At 39.0% G+C, this 15153-nt stretch carries 15 protein-coding genes and 1 pseudogene; 8 read left to right on the top strand and 8 right to left on the bottom strand.

What is annotated here, in order from left to right; genetic code table 11:
* The first annotated feature begins 29 nt into the window (after positions 1–29).
* The 6 genes from dut (at position 30) to PSF86_RS13040 (ending at position 5360) form a co-directional block, all read left to right on the top strand.
* Positions 30–464: a dUTP diphosphatase gene (gene dut, locus PSF86_RS13065; RefSeq protein WP_277900523.1), complete on the top strand. Its 435-nt coding sequence runs from the start codon at positions 30–32 to the stop codon at positions 462–464.
* Between the two features lie 51 nt (positions 465–515).
* Positions 516–1526, top strand: coding sequence for a sugar phosphate nucleotidyltransferase (locus PSF86_RS13060; RefSeq protein ID WP_277900522.1), 1011 nt, complete (start codon positions 516–518; stop codon positions 1524–1526).
* Positions 1527–1590: 64 nt separating this feature from the next.
* The gene (gene bla, locus PSF86_RS13055; protein ID WP_277900521.1) at positions 1591–2337 is read left to right on the top strand and encodes a subclass B1 metallo-beta-lactamase; all 747 of its coding nucleotides are present in this window, start codon (positions 1591–1593) and stop codon (positions 2335–2337) included.
* A gap of 45 nt (positions 2338–2382) precedes the next feature.
* The gene (locus tag PSF86_RS13050) at positions 2383–3312 is read left to right on the top strand and encodes a tetratricopeptide repeat protein (RefSeq protein ID WP_277900520.1); all 930 of its coding nucleotides are present in this window, start codon (positions 2383–2385) and stop codon (positions 3310–3312) included.
* Positions 3313–3331: 19 nt separating this feature from the next.
* A complete protein-coding gene (gene lolB1, locus PSF86_RS13045; RefSeq protein WP_277900519.1) occupies positions 3332–4111 on the top strand; it encodes a lipoprotein insertase outer membrane protein LolB1 in 780 nt (259 codons plus the stop codon).
* Between the two features lies 1 nt (position 4112).
* On the top strand, positions 4113–5360 hold the full coding sequence (locus tag PSF86_RS13040) for a murein hydrolase activator EnvC family protein (protein ID WP_277900518.1): 1248 nt from the start codon (positions 4113–4115) through the stop codon (positions 5358–5360).
* A 252-nt stretch (positions 5361–5612) separates the two neighbouring features.
* Here the strand turns inward: PSF86_RS13040 and PSF86_RS13035 are convergent, their stop codons facing one another.
* The 3 genes from PSF86_RS13035 to PSF86_RS13025 all read right to left on the bottom strand — a co-directional run bounded on the left by PSF86_RS13035 (position 5613) and on the right by PSF86_RS13025 (position 8367).
* Positions 5613–6125 (bottom strand): acyl-CoA thioesterase, encoded by a 513-nt coding sequence (locus tag PSF86_RS13035; RefSeq protein WP_277900517.1) that lies wholly within the window; start codon positions 6123–6125, stop codon positions 5613–5615.
* A gap of 79 nt (positions 6126–6204) precedes the next feature.
* Positions 6205–7239, bottom strand: a complete 1035-nt coding sequence (locus PSF86_RS13030) for an alpha/beta hydrolase (protein WP_277900516.1) — start codon at positions 7237–7239, stop codon at positions 6205–6207.
* Between the two features lie 186 nt (positions 7240–7425).
* A complete protein-coding gene (locus tag PSF86_RS13025; RefSeq protein ID WP_277900515.1) occupies positions 7426–8367 on the bottom strand; it encodes an HU domain-containing protein in 942 nt (313 codons plus the stop codon).
* 431 nt (positions 8368–8798) lie between these two features.
* Between PSF86_RS13025 and PSF86_RS17890 the strand changes: the two are divergent.
* Positions 8799–9026, top strand: a pseudogene (locus PSF86_RS17890) (transposase); the annotation flags it as partial.
* Between the two features lie 34 nt (positions 9027–9060).
* Here PSF86_RS17890 and trpS read toward each other — a convergent pair.
* Positions 9061–10029, bottom strand: coding sequence for a tryptophan--tRNA ligase (gene trpS, locus PSF86_RS13015; RefSeq protein WP_277900514.1), 969 nt, complete (start codon positions 10027–10029; stop codon positions 9061–9063).
* A gap of 74 nt (positions 10030–10103) precedes the next feature.
* On the opposite strand from trpS, the gene PSF86_RS13010 reads away from it, so the two are divergent.
* On the top strand, positions 10104–10868 hold the full coding sequence (locus tag PSF86_RS13010) for a lysophospholipid acyltransferase family protein (protein ID WP_277900513.1): 765 nt from the start codon (positions 10104–10106) through the stop codon (positions 10866–10868).
* Between the two features lie 46 nt (positions 10869–10914).
* Here the strand turns inward: PSF86_RS13010 and PSF86_RS13005 are convergent, their stop codons facing one another.
* From PSF86_RS13005 to recA, 4 genes are all read right to left on the bottom strand, one after another.
* Positions 10915–12384 (bottom strand): outer membrane beta-barrel protein, encoded by a 1470-nt coding sequence (locus PSF86_RS13005; protein ID WP_277900512.1) that lies wholly within the window; start codon positions 12382–12384, stop codon positions 10915–10917.
* 54 nt (positions 12385–12438) lie between these two features.
* Positions 12439–12981: an RNA polymerase sigma factor gene (locus tag PSF86_RS13000; protein ID WP_277900511.1), complete on the bottom strand. Its 543-nt coding sequence runs from the start codon at positions 12979–12981 to the stop codon at positions 12439–12441.
* Positions 12982–13008: 27 nt separating this feature from the next.
* Positions 13009–13446 carry a hypothetical protein gene (locus tag PSF86_RS12995; RefSeq protein ID WP_277900510.1) on the bottom strand — a complete coding sequence of 146 codons (438 nt, stop codon included), beginning with the start codon at positions 13444–13446 and terminating at the stop codon, positions 13009–13011.
* A 171-nt stretch (positions 13447–13617) separates the two neighbouring features.
* Positions 13618–14625: a recombinase RecA gene (gene recA / locus PSF86_RS12990; protein ID WP_277900509.1), complete on the bottom strand. Its 1008-nt coding sequence runs from the start codon at positions 14623–14625 to the stop codon at positions 13618–13620.
* Positions 14626–15153 lie beyond the last annotated feature (528 nt).

The following is a 15153-nucleotide window of genomic DNA, read 5'->3' as shown; positions in this document are numbered from 1 at the left end:
GATCATTAAAAACAATAAAATAGTAACAGATGAAAGTAAAAATAGTCAACAAATCCCAATATAAAGCCCCGCATTACGAAACCGAAGCATCGGCAGGCATGGATATCCGTGCAAATATAGAGGCCTCAATTACCTTAAAACCCTTGGAGCGGGCAATTGTAAAAACCGGACTTTTTATAGAACTTCCGGCAGGTTTTGAAGCCCAAGTGCGCCCCCGAAGCGGATTGGCAGCCAAAAAAGGCGTAACGGTTTTAAACGCTCCAGGAACCATAGATGCAGACTATCGGGGAGAAATCGGCGTTATATTGGTAAACCTTTCCAACGAAGATTTTGTGGTGGAAAACGGAGAACGTGTAGCACAATTGATAATAGCCAGGCACGAACATATTCAATGGGAAGAAGTTAACGAACTTTCCGAGACCGTTCGCGGTGCCGGCGGGTTTGGAAGCACCGGAGTAAAATAACTTTTGTATGTGCAAAAAATTTGCACATTTTTAATAAATAGCGATTAACAGATGAAAATTATAGTACCAATGGCCGGGCGGGGATCGCGCCTTAGGCCACATACGTTAACAATACCAAAACCATTAATCCCCATTGCGGGAAAACCAATTGTACAGCGGTTGGTAGAAGATATTGCCAAAGTATTGGATCAGGAAATAGAAGAAGTGGCATTTATTATTAAAGATGATTTTGGCCCAGAAATTGAAGCAAAACTTCATGAAATCGCAAAAAATTTAAACGCTAAAGGCACAATTTGCTATCAAGACAAACCATTGGGAACGGGGCATGCCATTATGTGTGCCAAAGAATCGCTTTCCGGGCCTTGTGTTATTGCCTATGCAGACACCTTGTTTAAAGCCGATTTTAATTTAGATCAAACTGCCGATAGTGTTATCTGGGTAAAACAAGTAGACCAACCGGAGGCCTATGGAGTGGTAAAACTTAATGACGAAAAAAACATTTCGGGGCTGGTAGAAAAACCAAAGGAATTTGTATCGGATTTGGCGGTAATCGGGATTTACTATTTCAAAAAAGGCGAAGAATTAAAAGCCGAACTGCAAAAGGTGCTGGATGCCAATATCCTGCACGGTGGCGAATACCAAATAAACGATGGCATAAAGGCCATGATGGCACAGGGGAAAAAGTTTGTGCCGGGCAAGGTAGACGAATGGATGGACTGCGGAAATAAAAGCGTTACCGTTGAAACCAATGGGCGGATGCTTCAGTTTATATATGAAGAAGGGGAAGATTTGGTTTCAGAATCTGTAAAAAGCGAAAATTCGGCAATTATTCAACCATGCTATATTGGCGACAATGTGGTGCTTAAAAATGCAAAAATCGGTCCAAATGTTTCAATTGGCAACGGGACAGTGATAGAAAATTCAACCATAAAAAATAGCTTGATCCAAACAAACTCAGTAATCAAAAATGCCAATCTGGACAATGCCATGATTGGTAATTTTGCCAGGTTCGACGGGAAATTTACCGATATCAGCATCGGGGATTATTCGGTTTTGGAGTAGTGTCAATTTTTTTGGTAATTAGCATAATCCTAAAAGAAATGCAATTTAAAAACGCTAAATATTGATGAAATACATATTGGTTCATTATCTTTTTATTGGGTTATGTTTACTTTCTTGTAAAAACTCCTTAAAAAGTGTTGACACTGCTGTTTATGAATCTGATAATTTGATTGTAAATAAAATCTCGAATCAGACATATGAACATATTTCATATTTAAATACAAAAGAGTTTGGAAGGGTTCCTTCAAATGGAATGTTTGTTGTAAACGAAGGAGAAGTGGTAATTTTTGACACGCCTGTAAACAATGAAAGTTCGTTAGAATTGATAGAATTTATAACTAAAAATCTTAAAAGCAATATCACAGCGGTTATCCCGACGCATTTTCATGAAGATTGTGTAGGAGGGCTAAAGGCATTCGCAGATTATGGTATTTCTATATACGCATCAAATAAAACACTGGAGTTATTGAAAGAAAAAAGAAATAAACTTTATGAATCCATAAACGGATTTAATGATACGCTTGTTTTAAATTTGGGAAAAGAAGAAATCTATACAAAGTATTTTGGAGAAGGCCATACAATAGACAACGTTATTGGGTATTTCCCTAAAGATAATGTAGTTTTTGGTGGATGTTTGATAAAAGAAATTGGTGCAAATAAAGGTAATTTAGAAGATGCCAATACAAATGATTGGTCAAAAACCGTAGAAAAAATTAAAACTAGATATCCTGATGTTAAAATTGTAATTCCGGGACATGGAAATAGAGGAGGAGCCGAATTATTTGATTACACAATGAAGCTTTTTAAATAAAAGAAAGCGGTGATATTCACATAAAATATTTAATGGAAGTGTTGAATGTATAAAAAAAGGGTCATACAAGTTATCTGTTCGTGGTTTTTCGTAACTACGTCGCTTACTATTGCCCAAGAAACATCAGCAGATATTTCTAATGAGGAAAACCCGGATGCTTTTCAGGAATATTTTTACGAATCGCTTAAACAAAAGGGGATCGAGAATTACGATAAAGCCATAACAGCTTTGCTGGAATGTAAACAGCTCGATCCAAACAATCATGTAATAGATTATGAACTGGGTTTAAATTACCTATATCAACAACAATATATGGAGGCACAAGGGTATCTGGAAACGGCAATTTCCATGCAACCGGACAACAAATGGTACCTTGACGCCCTGTTGAAATGCTACAAGGCCCAGCACGCTATGGAAAAAGCCATACAGCTTGCGGGGAAACTGGCAAAGAACAACCCCGAATATTACATGGCCATGGCCGATTTGTACATGGAGCAGCGAGAATTCGACAAAGCCTTGGAGACTCTTGACAAAATGGCCGAAGCCGGTGGAAACCCAGCCGATGTAAAACAAAAAAGGGCAAAGGTACTCATGTTTAAAAATGTAAATGCCCTTGACGGCGTTGAAGATGATAATGCTGAAAGCAAGTCCGTTGATAACCCGGTTGAAGCATATCGGCAGCAAATTTTAAGACAACTACAAAAAACCGATTACAACGAAATGCTGTCGGTAAGTAGTGAAGCGTTGGACAATTACCCAACACAGCCCGAATTTTATTACCTCAAGGGCATGGCGCTCAACAAGCTTCAAAAATACAAAATGGCCGCCGATGTGCTGGAGGAAGGCCTGGATTATATAATTGACGATAATACCTTGCGGAACAATATTTACAACGAATTGGTGTTTGCCTATAAAGGGCTGAACAATCCCGAAAAAACTAAAGTATATCAGCAAAGAATTGATGCAGACAATTAATTTGAAAAAACCTGAATGTGTGAAAATAAAAAATAGAGCCTTAATTTGCCTGTTGACGTTAAGCTTTTTGCTCAACCTTTCCTGCGGAAGTAAAAATGTGTTGGAAGCAGGGGAAATTAAAAGCGACATGTCGGCAAAAAACATTATAAAAAACCATTACGACAATGCGTTGGACTTTGGAACCATGTCGGGAAGGATAAGAATAGATTATACAGACGGGGAAAGTACCCAAGGAGTTACCGTAAGCCTCCGGATGCAAAAAGACGAAGCCATATGGATTAGTGCTCCCCTGTCTGTGGTCAAAGCCATAATTACCCCAACAAGGGTAAGTTTTTACAACAAGCTGGACAATACTTATTTTGATGGGGATTTTTCATATTTAAACAAATTGCTGGGCACAGAACTCAATTACCAAATGGTGCAGAACCTACTGCTTGGCCAAGCCATCCTCGATCTTCACGATCAGCAGTATTATGCCGCTTCGGTAGCCAATAAATATCAGTTAAAACCTGAGGACCAAGCAGCCTTGTTTAAAACCTTGTTTTTATTGGAACCTTCTAATTTTAAAATGGCACTTCAGCAGATTTCTCAACCACGAAAAGGGCGTTTGTTAAGCATTGATTATAAAAACTATCAAACTGTTGACGGAAAGGTTATTCCAAACGAGATACAGATTAATACGATGGACAAAGAGCACAAAAACCAAATCGAGATAGAATACAACAATATAGAATTTAACAAACATGTATCTTTCCCGTACAATATCCCCAGTGGTTTTAAACAAATAGAAATAGAATAATATGGGCAAAAAGCATTTCTTCTTAATAGTATTTTTAACAGCTTTTATTTCGTTTGAAGGAATATATGCCCAGACAGACGAACAAAAGGAGCTAGAGGCGCGTAAAGAGCGTTTACAGGAAGAAATTCAACAGTTTAATACCCTGCTTTCCCAAAAAAGAAAAGAAAAGACAAATGTTCTGGAAGATGTTGAAGATCTGGACCATAAAATAAAAATCAGGAAAGAGCTTATTAAAGTTACCAACCAACAAACCGACCTTATACAGCGCCAAATAAATAACAACATCAATAAAATATCGAAACTTCGCGACGATTTAAAGGAACTAAAAGCCGATTATGCGGAAATGATACGTAAATCGTACAAAAGCAGTTCCCAACAAAGCCGTTTGATGTTCCTGCTTTCATCTGAAAATTTCCTGCAAGCCTACAAGCGGCTCCAGTATATGAAACAGTACGCCAATTACCGTAAAGAACAGGCTGCCGAAATTCAAGCTAAAACAAAGGAACTCCAACAATTAAACGATGGTTTGGTAGTGCAGCGCGAGGAAAAGGAAAACTTAATTGCCGAAAACAGAAAGGAACAGGAATCGCTTGAACGCGAACTGAATACCCAAAAGGGATTAATTGCCAGCATTAAGGAAAAAGAAGAGGAATACGCCTCGCAAATCAGGCAAAAACAGCGTCAGGCCGATGAAATAGACCGTCAAATAGACAGATTGATTAAAGAGGCCATTGCAAAGGCAAACGCCGCCAATAAAGAAACTACAGCCGAAACCCGTGAAAATGCAACCAAGTCTTCTAATTTTGCATTAACGGCAGAGGCTAAGCTTGTAGATGCCGACTTTGTTGCCAACAAAGGAAAACTTCCCTGGCCGGTTGAAAAAGGGGTTATTAAAATGCGCTACGGAAAACAACCACACCCGGTAGTAAAATCGGTTACCATACAAAGCAACGGGGTACGCATTGCCACCGAAAAAGGAGCCAGGGCCCGTGCAATATACAGAGGAAAAGTATTGGCGGTACAGGCTATAAAAGGGGGCAATAAAGCAGTTTTGATACAGCATGGTAATTACATATCTGTATACAACAACCTTGGGAAAGTATATGTAAAAGAAGGCGATAATGTAGTTACAAAACAAGAAATAGGCGAAGTATTTACAAGTCCCAGCAACAATGAGACCGTTTTAAAATTTATGATCTACGATAACAACCACACCGATAATCCTGCGAATTGGATTTATAGGATGTAATTTTTAATACAAAACGATACCCTTGATAAATTTAGACTTTTATATTTTTTTATGTATGTATGACATTTGTCATACATACAAAGAATAAGATATGCTACTTTTGATGCCACTATAGAGGACATGGGAGCTATTTGTTTCTCTATATTGTAATAATAGGGTTGAGTTAGTAATTGTAAGTAAAAAGGCTTTGATTAAGTTCAAAGCCTTTTTTATTTCTTGGATTTGTTGAATTTTATATTGAATGATGCCCTTTTATTGTATAAAAAGTGCTTTTAATTCGGTAGCATCATTAGGTTTCATTTTGCCGGCCAGCACCAAACTTAATTGTTTTCTTCTTAAAGCGGCATCGTACCTTTCTTTTTCAAGTTTTGTTTCTGGGTTAATGGGCGGTACCGCAACAGGTTTTCCCGTATCATCTACGGCAACAAAGGTGTAAATGGCCTCGTTTGCTTTGCTTCTGTGTCCGTTTTCCCGGTCTTCAATCCAAACATCTATATAGATTTCCATGGAACTGTTAAACGCTCTGGAAACACGGGCTTCAACAGTAACTACACTTCCTAGCGGAATGGCCCTGTTAAAAGCAACATGGTTTACTGAAGCTGTAACGGTTACCCGCCGGGAATGGCGCCTGGCAGAAATACTTGCGGCACGGTCCATCCGGGCCAATAGCTCGCCCCCGAATAAATTATTTAACGGATTGGTTTCACTTGGTAAAACAAGGTCGGTCATTACCGTATGCGATTCACTGGGTGTTTTTGCTTGCATTGTTTAAATTTTATGCAAAGATATTTCCAAAAGAATGAAAAAAAGAAAATTATTCTTGTAATCTTATCCTTTCAATTATTTATTCTTTATAAAACACATTGTCTAGAAAAGAAATTATTTTTTTTAGCGGTTCAATCGCGTCTTTTTCAAAGCTGTTTCCCAAGAATTCGTTGGTGCCCGAATCCAGATAGGCATGGTTTCTCCCTTCGTAGACCCAATAGTCTACAGGTTGGCCTTCTTCTTTTAATTTGTCTACATATGCTTTTATCGATACCGGGGACGTTGTATTGTCTTTGGAACCTACATGGCAAAATTGTGGAGGCAATTTCCTGTCATTTGCATTAGGTACGGTATATATTGGAGATACTTTTTTGTAGTAGTCGGGATTTTCTTTTACGTTTGTGTTTTCACCAAAAATCCCCCTCGCTTTGGCGCCTCCCATTTCCCAAAAAAAGTTTGAGGGACTTTCAAAACCATTTTTTCCATCGCCATAAGCGGCCGCATATATATCTACCGCGGGGTAACTTAAAACAGCAGCCTGAACTTGCAGCGCGTTATTTTTTTTAATGGTTTCTATATTTTCTCCTTTGGGTATGTAAGTGGGGTTAAACCCAAGACTGTTGCCTTTAAAACCTGAAGCATTTAAATAATCGCTACCATTTATCACCATGGCGGCCAAGTGCCCGCCAGCGCTGTCGCCGGTAATGGCAATGGCATTCGGGTTGCCTTTGTAGGCTTCTATGTTTTCTTTTACCCATAATACGGCCCCCATGGCATCTTCTATGATCTCGTTCATGTTGGTAGTATTGTTGTTGGCGGTAAGCAACCTGTAATTTACATTGCAAATTACATAATTGGCATGCGAGGCCAGGTATTTTGACATTTCGTCCATAATGGATTTATTGTTGATAAGCCATCCGCCACCGTGGTATATAATTAAAACCGGGTAACTGTCTTTGTTGGTAGTCGGGGTATAAATATCCATAGTAAGGTCGAAACCTTTTGGGCTGGCCCATAAAATGTCTTTTTTTTCGGAAAATGAATGTATCGGGTTTTCTTGGGCAATACAAAAAGGCGCAACTGCCAAGAATAAAATTAGAATTGCTTTTTTCATTGTTTTTAGGTTGGTTATACGGCTATCTAAAATACAATTTGTTTCAATATGAAGCAGGTTTTATAAGAAGTAATGCAGTTTATCTTTATACCGCTATATAGCATGAAGCATAAAAGGATACTTACTAAAAATAAAGGCAGGACTTGAAAAATCACGAAAACTGCTAAAACCCGTTCGTGTAGCCTGTTAGTCTATTTCATCAACCAAAAGCCAAGCCTCGGGAGATTCTTCTTTTTTAACCTTGCGCAAGAAAGACAAGGCTTCGGGTACTTCGGCAAAGCTGGCATAGGTTACTTGATGCAGTCCGTATTTGTTTTCGCCTATCCGTTCGGCATCATAGCCTTTTTGCTTCAGTTGGGCAACTCTTTTATCGGCATTTTCTTCAACCCTAAAAGCACCGGCAATTACATGGTATTTAAGCGGTTGTTTTTCAAGTTTAAGCGTAATGGAAGGGATTTCCAATGGCGTAGTGTCAAAAAACGTAGCTTCTTGAATATCCTTTTCTATTTGTTGTTGAGCCTGTTGTTGGGCAACCTGAACTTGGTTTGTTTGCTGTAAATCGACAAATTTATAGCCAACCGTACCCGCCGACAATGCCAATAAGAAAATAGCCGCATATTTTAGGTAAGAAAGATTCTTCCTTCTTTCGGGAGTAAAGGCAATTGGAGCCTTGTCTTCAAGGATTTCAACTTCTTTTTTAAGTTCTTCGCGGGTAATGGCGGGAGAAACAAAAGAAGAAAACCCAAATGAAGAAGTAAGGTAATTTATATGGTAAGAAGGTTGGAACAATATTTTTTGTTCGTCGCTGTACCATAAATCGCCAATATTTTTAAGCTCTATTTTTTGGTTTTGCGCCAATGCTTTCTGCCAACCGAGAACGGCCTGTTCTATCTTTCCTGTGGCCTCCTCATAAGCAATTCCCAAAACCTCGGCGGTGTATTTGGTCAACAATCCGTCGTTGGATTTTAATTGCTCGTTAAAAGCAATGGATTTTGAAGGCGGATAGAAAGCATTCGTGGTATAATGTACTTTGGCAGGCTGGTGTTGTGTAATAAAAGAACCAAAACCAGGCACGGTAACACATTCGTACCTGTATAGTAAATCGCTTATGTAATTCTCAATTCGCATACAGCAAAGATGGAAAAAAATGATGTTTAATCGAAAAATGTTTTTCAGTTTTTATTAACAGTTGTTCTTTTTCTATAAATGCGTATTGGCAATCAGCTAATTAAAAGACCGAAAGGGAATTGTTTTTTGTATATACTTCAAAGTAAAAATAGACTTTCTTATTCATGCCCGCCCTCTAAACTTCCTTTAAAGGAAAACCGTCTCAGGTTATAAAATAATTCTTTGACTTTGAACGGTAATTATGAGAAAGTGTACATCCGGCCCACAACAAAAGGCAAAGCTTTTAAAAGAGTTTGATAACGGAAAATAGCCGCAGAAATTCGGCCGTGGACACGGTGTGAGTACGGCAGTCTGTATAACATAAGTTCGCTGTAAGAAAATAGGTTGTTTGCCATCATAAAGAAGCAGAAATTTAGGATGCTTATGCAACTAAAATTCTGCTTAGAAAAAGAGCGGTTATGGAGAGTGTCAACGATATTCTGAAGAACCAATGTCAGATTGAACACACCAGACATTGAAGCTTCGATAACTTTATTGCAGACCTAGTTTCTGGACTAATTACCTACTTATTTTACCCCACCAAACCCAAAATACATATCGGTAATATTCAAAAGAATTCAATATATCGAAACGCATGTTATTTACATTCCTTGGTATAACCTTTTATAGGCTGTTTAATTAAAAATAACCTGATTAATAACCAATTTTGCTTCTTACGCGCGCCAAGGTGGCATTGGCCACTTTTTTGGCTTTTTCTGCACCAATGGCCAGTGCTTCGTCTACTTCCGTAAGATTTTCCATATAGTAGTTAAACCGTTCCCTTTCGGTAGCAAACTTATGGTTGATGAGCTCGTACAAAGCTTGCTTTGCGTGGCCGTAACCATAACCGCCTTCTTCGTAATTCTTTCTCATTTCTGCAATTTGTTCTTCCGAAGCCAATAATTTATATATACCGAATACATTGCAGGTATCGGGATTTTTTGGCGCTTCAAGAGGTATGCTGTCCGTTTTTATGCCCATAACTTGTTTGCGCAGTTTTTTGTCCGGAAGAAAAATATTGATAATGTTGTTTCTGGATTTGCTCATTTTATGGCCATCCGTGCCGGGAATGTACATGGTTGCCTCCTGTACTTTTCCTTGGGGAATAACAAAGGTCTCGCCAATTTGAGTGTGCATCCTGGAAGCTACATCGCGTGTTATCTCTATATGCTGCATTTGGTCTTTCCCAACCGGAACTATTTCGGCATCGTACAATAAAATATCGGCGGCCATGAGCATGGGGTAGGTAAACAGTCCTGCATTTACATCATCGAGCCTGTCGGCCTTGTCTTTGAAAGAATGTGCCAAGGTGAGGCGCTGAAAAGGAAAATAGCAGCTTAAATACCAGGTAAGCTCGGCTGTTTGCGGAACGTCGCTCTGCCGGTAAAAAACCACTTTGTTGATGTCGAGCCCAAAAGCAAGCCATGCGGCGGCAACGTTGTATGTGTTGTTTTTTAACTCGCTCCCATTTTTTATTTGCGTAAGCGAATGCATATCGGCAATAAACAAAAAAGAGTCGTTTTCTGGTTGTTGCGCCAATTTTATTGCGGGAATTATCGCGCCCAACAAATTTCCCAAATGCGGGGTTCCCGTACTTTGTATGCCTGTAAGTATTCTCGCCATGTCTTTTTCTCTAGAATGGCACAAAGGTATAATGTTTTGCAAAAAGTATACAACAAATGTTTATTTTTGACTTCATGACTAAAATATTTACGCGTTTTTTTCAGCTTTTGTACCGTTTGTGGTTTTACATTTTAGTAACCATACCAATTGTTATATTTTTCCCGGTCCTATTAATAGTGTCATCTTCCGAACGTTTGTATCCACAATTCTTTTGGATAGCCAGAAATATATGGGCCAATTTTATACTTTACGGTATGTTTTTTATTCCTTCCGTGAAAAAAGAACAAAAGCTTGAAAAAGGCAAAAGCTATATGTTGATAGCCAATCATACTTCTATGGCCGATATTATGTTGATGTTGAAAGTATCTAAAAACCCATTTGTTTTTGTGGGGAAGCGCGAATTGGCCAAAATCCCTATTTTCGGCTTTTTTTACAAGCGCGTATGTATTTTGGTAGATAGGAGCTCGGCAAGTAGCAGGACGGCCGTATACAAAAGTGCACAGCGGCGTTTAAAGCAAGGTTTGAGCGTATGTATATTTCCCGAAGGTGGTGTGCCCGACGATACTGCTGTTGTGTTGGACGAATTTAAGGACGGTGCCTTTAGGTTGGCCATAGAGCACGAAATACCCATTGTGCCCATTGTATTTTTAGACAATAAAAAGCGTTTTTCTTATGAGTTTTTTAGCGGGAGCCCGGGAAAAATGCGGGCCCGTGTCCTTCCGTTTATTGAGACCAAAGGCCTGGGATCTTCTCATGGAACCGAAATAAAAAAGCAGGCAAGAACCCTGATATTCAATAGGCTTACAAAGAAAATCCCTTCCAGAGAGAAAGGGATTTAAATTCAGGTTGATTGCGTGTTATGCAATGGCAGCCCGACTAACTATCTTAAAACTGAAAACTCAAACCGGTATATACCCCGAGCAAATACGGGCTAAAGCCACCATCTTCCCTAGAAAATGTATTTAATTGATATTTAAACATAGGTTCGAGGTTAAACAATAACTTATTGGTGACTTGGAAATCTACGCCTACACCAATATTGGTACTAAAGCTAAGGTCATTCAGGTTATTGGCTTCTCCAACTTCGGTTGCCATATTGTTGGTCTCGAAAGAAACTTCGTTATCGGTTAAAAACAGCGAGCTTACCCCGCCAATAATATTGACCCCAAACCTTTTATCTACCAACCGATATTTTAATTCCATGGGAATTTCCAAATAACCAAACTTTTGGTCCATGCTACCCGACGACACAACTTCGTCCCTTGCCTGAATTTCGTCATTGAAATTGGCCGACGGAGTTTTTTGGTCCGATACGTTTAATGCAGTTGCAGAGTTCTTAAAGGTAATGTTTGATGTAGACTTTTCTGCACTGAAAACAGAGGGGCCAAACGAAACATTGTTTGTGGTGTAGCCCATGTTCACACTATTGATACCAGACCTCACGCTTAATCTTTTGCTTACATTATAGGCTATGTTGATACCGTAGCTCATGTTTACATCGCCGGTTTTCGAGTTGCCGGCAAAATCGGTGTTAATAGGAGAGCCTTTGCTTAGCGAATTGTAATAAATAGGGGCGACATTTGGGTTTACGCTCCACCTTGCAGGTTTTTCGCTTGTGCTTGCCAAGGTTTCTTCTTCCTTTTCTTTTTCCATTTCGTCCACATAATCCAATAGGGATTTTTTTGTGATCGTGCTGTCGATGTCTTTCTCCTTTTCTGCGGCTTCGTCGTTATTGGTTACAGCAATGTTATTGTTATTTTTAAAGATTGTGTTATCGTTTGGAATTGCTTTTTGGGCGTCGTTTACAGGAATATTGTTTTGGGCAATTTCGGGGCTATTGCTTTTTTTTGTTCCTTCGGATGGAGCATTAAGTTTCCCGTCATGGCCAGAAGTTTTGTTTTTGTCTACCGTTTCGTTGTTTGCAATACCGTTTTGTGGTGTTTTATAGGAAGAAGATCTGATAATTTTAGAATTATCTTGGTGGCTTTCTTCCGAATTTTTTAAATCTTCATTTTCGGTTTCGGCAACAGCATCGGATGTTTCGTCTTTGGCAGAAGCGTTGTCTTGAGTCGCTGTATTTCCGTTGTCAATACTATCGTTTGTGTGGGTAATGGTATTGCCTTCTGGAAAAGTTTCCTCTGGATTGCTCCAAAATAAACCATTCAGTATAAAGAAAAGTGCCAATGTAGCAGCAGCGGCACCGCCCAGTTTCCACCATATCGGGACAATGCCTCTTTTCTTGTCTTTTTTATCAAGAGAAGCTTGTATGTCGTTCCATACATGCGATGGCGGAGCAGCTTCAAAATCTTTGAACTTCTCTTGAAATAAGCGTTCTATGTTTTTCTTGTCGTTCATTTTTAATACCAATTATACCAAAGGGTATTATTTATTTTTTGTGGGCATGTGCATTTAAACTGAATTTACCCTGTTTTTTAATTCGTCTTCTTCAATTTTGTTTCTAAGGGCCATTTTGGCCCGGGCCAGGTTCGACTTGGATGTTCCTTCGTTTATTTGAAGCATTTCTGCAATTTCTTTATGAGAATACCCGTCGAGTACATATAAATTAAATGTCAGCCGGTACCGGTCTGGCAGTTCTTGTATAAGTTTTAAAAGATAATTTAACGAAATGTCTTCTTCTGGCAGTTCTACTTCTATATCGGCTTCCAAATTATTTGGCAATGCGTCAAGGGCACTTTCTTTTCTGTACTTTTGGAGTACGGTATTTACGGTAACCCTTTTCATCCAGCCTTCAAAAGAACCTCTAAAATTATACGTGTCTATCTTGTTAAAAATAACCATGAAGCTATCATGCAGATTATCTTCTGCCTCTGTTTTGTTGCGGGAATATTTAAGGCATACGCTAAACAATTTAGAACTGTACAGTTTGTATAATTGTTCTTGAGCCTTTCTATTTTGCCGCTTACACTGTTTTATGAGCTGTTCTAAACTCACTCGTATAGCTGGGTTATTTTATACTTTCTATTCTTGGCCTGCTTCCTGAACAGGGACTTCGTATGTAAGGTACTCTTTTTCACCGTCTTCGTCTTCGCCTACATAAAACTTAAATGTGTAGGGGTCTCTGTACCGTACTTCAAAATCAAAATTATCGGTTCCTTCAATAGCTGTCAAATCCTTACAGTCTGCTCTTTCTACAACTGCCGCAATTGCAAAGATAGTACGTTCTGTTTCACCGGTGGGGTTAAACTCAAATCCATCGTATATATGACAATCTGAAGGGCGCAAATAAGTAAATTCGATGTTGTACATTTTTCCATATTCAAAATATTCGGGCAGGTCGGCACCTGTTATTTCGAGGGTTTCATAATGGAAATTAGCAGTATCATCATCCGAAATGTCGCAAGAACTAAAGCCAAGCAATAATAAGCAACTTAGTGTTAGCGCAAATATCTTCTTCATTATTATATAGTATTTTATTACTAGATGCTTTTTAGTGCCAAGGGTTGCGTTTGGTGGAAAAAAATTGTTTAAAACTTACTTTTGACTTTTTCTAATAATAGAAAACAGGTTAAAAAAAGCCCCGGGGATTTTAAAAATCCTCAGGGCTTTTATCTATAGGAGCTTTTTATGCTATGTATTTATAGTTTTTATGGCTTCCCTTATTTTTCCTTCAAGTTCTTCCAGTAACTCAGGATTGTCCTGTAGCAGGGTTTTAACGGCGTCACGGCCCTGTCCAAGTTTGGTGTCGCCATAACTAAACCAAGAGCCGCTCTTTTTAATAATTTCAAATTCTACGCCAAGGTCCAGGATTTCACCAATACGGGAGATTCCTTCTCCATACATAATGTCGAATTCTGTTGCCTTAAAAGGCGGAGCAACTTTGTTTTTTACCACTTTTACACGGGTTTTATTACCAGAGGCACCTCCGTCGCTATCTTTTATTTGTGTTGAACGGCGAATGTCCAGCCTTACCGAGGCATAAAATTTTAAGGCATTACCACCGGTAGTGGTTTCTGGATTGCCAAACATAACGCCAATCTTTTCCCTTAACTGGTTAATAAAGACGACGGTACATTTGGTTTTACTTATGCTGGCTGTAAGCTTACGCAAGGCTTGCGACATCAAGCGGGCATGCAGCCCCATTTTAGAGTCGCCCATTTCGCCTTCGATCTCGCTTTTGGGTGTTAAGGCGGCAACAGAATCGATAATAACGATGTCAATGGCACCAGAACGTATGAGGTTGTCTGCAATTTCCAAAGCCTGCTCTCCGTGGTCTGGTTGTGAAATAATCAAATTGTCTATATCTACGCCCAGTTTTTGTGCATAAAATCTATCAAAAGCATGTTCTGCATCAATAAAGGCAGCAATGCCACCAGCTTTTTGAGCTTCAGCAATGGCATGTAAGGTGAGGGTGGTTTTTCCGGAAGACTCCGGACCGTATATTTCAACAATCCTTCCTCTTGGGTAACCGCCAACCCCCAAGGCTATATCTAGCCCAATGGACCCCGTTGGAATGGCATCAACATCTTCAACAACACTGTCGCCCATTTTCATAACAGCTCCCTTGCCATAGGTTTTATCCAGTTTGTCCAAGGTGAGCTTCAGGGCTTTTAACTTAGCATCTTTTTCCGAACTCATTTTTCTCTGTGTACTTTTATTTTTTTGATTCGTGCTAAAATACTATTTCTTTTTTCAGCATACAATTTTGCCGCGCAACCTTTTTAAATATTTTGCATCTATCCAAGAAAAGGAAGGGACGATTTAATGAAAAGCAATGTCTACGTATTAAATGTTAAATCGGCCAACCTCACAGTTGCAATTCGTTGCAATGGCAAGCTGGATGGAGGCTAGGTTCGTTGTTATGTGCAATGATGAATATTTTTTAAATATTTTAATAACAACGAATTAGCTACGAAAAGGGTTTTGGTTTTTTACCAAAGCCCTTTTTGTTTTTTATTGAAGAAATTTTGAATAGCGGTTAACGATCAGGGGTTCATGGCTAAATGCTAATCGATAACTGTTGGCAGTGAATTAACACCCAATACGCATCAAAATAAAACAAACATGAAACCTTGAATTTTGAACTTGAAGCCCATTACATTATGCAACTTCTCCTTCATCGAAGTGACTAAAACTTTGAATAGTTGAACACTAAACGCTAAACCC

The organism is Galbibacter pacificus, assembly GCF_029603165.1.
Taxonomy (GTDB): domain Bacteria; phylum Bacteroidota; class Bacteroidia; order Flavobacteriales; family Flavobacteriaceae; genus Galbibacter; species Galbibacter pacificus.
Note: the sequence above shows the minus strand (reverse complement) of the source record. Positions and strands in the feature narration are given on the sequence as shown.

Coding starts and splice junctions, on each gene's coding strand:
- PSF86_RS13060 (WP_277900522.1), top strand. CDS start 516: ATGAAAATTATAGTACCAATGGCCGGGCGGGGATCGCGCCTTAGGCCA.
- PSF86_RS13035 (WP_277900517.1), bottom strand. CDS start 6,125: ATGCAAGCAAAAACACCCAGTGAATCGCATACGGTAATGACCGACCTT.
- dut (WP_277900523.1), top strand. CDS start 30: ATGAAAGTAAAAATAGTCAACAAATCCCAATATAAAGCCCCGCATTAC.
- PSF86_RS12995 (WP_277900510.1), bottom strand. CDS start 13,446: ATGAAGAAGATATTTGCGCTAACACTAAGTTGCTTATTATTGCTTGGC.
- recA (WP_277900509.1), bottom strand. CDS start 14,625: ATGAGTTCGGAAAAAGATGCTAAGTTAAAAGCCCTGAAGCTCACCTTG.
- PSF86_RS13030 (WP_277900516.1), bottom strand. CDS start 7,239: ATGAAAAAAGCAATTCTAATTTTATTCTTGGCAGTTGCGCCTTTTTGT.
- PSF86_RS13050 (WP_277900520.1), top strand. CDS start 2,383: ATGTATAAAAAAAGGGTCATACAAGTTATCTGTTCGTGGTTTTTCGTA.
- trpS (WP_277900514.1), bottom strand. CDS start 10,029: ATGGCGAGAATACTTACAGGCATACAAAGTACGGGAACCCCGCATTTG.
- PSF86_RS13010 (WP_277900513.1), top strand. CDS start 10,104: ATGACTAAAATATTTACGCGTTTTTTTCAGCTTTTGTACCGTTTGTGG.
- bla (WP_277900521.1), top strand. CDS start 1,591: ATGAAATACATATTGGTTCATTATCTTTTTATTGGGTTATGTTTACTT.
- PSF86_RS13025 (WP_277900515.1), bottom strand. CDS start 8,367: ATGCGAATTGAGAATTACATAAGCGATTTACTATACAGGTACGAATGT.
- PSF86_RS13040 (WP_277900518.1), top strand. CDS start 4,113: ATGGGCAAAAAGCATTTCTTCTTAATAGTATTTTTAACAGCTTTTATT.
- PSF86_RS13005 (WP_277900512.1), bottom strand. CDS start 12,384: ATGAACGACAAGAAAAACATAGAACGCTTATTTCAAGAGAAGTTCAAA.